Source organism: Oleiphilus sp. HI0080 (genome assembly GCF_001635135.1).
This window is the reverse complement of record NZ_LWFU01000758.1, coordinates 1-1,083: the sequence shown is the minus strand read 5'-3', so window position 1 is coordinate 1,083 and position 1,083 is coordinate 1. Positions and strand designations below refer to the sequence as shown.

Below are 1,083 nucleotides of genomic sequence, written 5' to 3'. Positions count from 1 at the left end.
CTATTTGAAGCTCAATCCTGCGGGTAGAATTCCAGCGCTTGTGATTGATGGTCAAGCGATGTTTGAGAGTGCGGCTATTTGTGTGCATTTGTGCGAATTGCACCCCGAGCATGGTTTGATACCTGCAGTAGGGACGTATGCAAGGGCGGAGTTCTTCCAATGGATAATGTATCTAACAAATACGCTGCAAGCCGAATTAATGGTGCGTTACTATCCGGAGCGGCACATTAAAGATCCTACTTTGGTAGATGGCGTGATTGCCGCGCAGGACGAGCGTATCGTAGAGGCTTTAGAGGTGATTAATCAACGCCTGGAGAAGCAGCCTTATCTTTGCGGAGATGCATTGACAGCATGCGACTATTTTTTGTTTATGCTGTGCGAATGGTCTCTAGTCCTTACCCGTTCGCCAGTGACATTTTCAGCGCTTTCGGCGTATTTACAAAAACTTAGCCAGAACGAAACCATTAAAACAGTTTGCGAGATCGAAGGAATTGACCTGTCAGTATTTCACTGAGCTCTTATTTTCGTTTTGCGATAAAACCAAAAAAGCCCGATACAAGCACCACTAATATGTCCCAAAAGAAAGCAAAGTAGTACTTGAACGGATTGCCCTCAGCGCTTACCAGATGTTCTTGCCCCATTTGTCGATAACTATATGCCTCTCCGGTGATGTCTTGGAAGAGCAATACGCTGAATACGATAAAAAAGAAGCGGGCTAACCATTGCTCGGTTTTATCGACTTTTGGAAGCGTCACTTAGGGTATCCTTCAATATGGCTTCATGCTGGCTGATGAATAGTGATACATCATTCGCTGATTTATTTGGCGCTTCCTCCATAGGGAGATGACCAATACCAGCATAGATCTTGAGTTCTGATTTTGAAATGTCCTTACTGAACTTTAGGCCGCTCTCTACGGGGAAGTAAATGTCTTCCTTTCCCCAGAGTATCAGGCTCGGCAACGTAAGGTTAGCAATGTGTTCTTCATCTTGGTCTAGGCGGGCTTTTACTCGGCGCGTAAAGGCCGATAAATTACCGGGGTAGCGAGAGAGTTCGTAGTAACGATCGACCACCTCGTCCGTCAC

General features: G+C 45.8%; 3 protein-coding genes. 1 reads left to right on the top strand and 2 read right to left on the bottom strand.

Annotated features, from left to right (window positions below; genetic code table 11):
- A partial coding sequence (locus A3751_RS15875; protein WP_197466405.1) for a glutathione S-transferase family protein occupies positions 1 to 514 on the top strand: 514 nt, incomplete at its 5' end.
- A 4-nt stretch (positions 515 to 518) separates the two neighbouring features.
- Here the strand turns inward: A3751_RS15875 and A3751_RS15870 are convergent.
- Positions 519 to 755 (bottom strand): hypothetical protein, encoded by a 237-nt coding sequence (locus A3751_RS15870; protein WP_068453021.1) that lies wholly within the window; start codon positions 753 to 755, stop codon positions 519 to 521.
- Positions 733 to 1,083, bottom strand: a 351-nt coding sequence (locus A3751_RS22960) for an alpha/beta fold hydrolase (RefSeq protein WP_197466404.1), incomplete at its 5' end; no start/stop codon positions are given. The genes A3751_RS22960 and A3751_RS15870, both read right to left, overlap by 23 nt.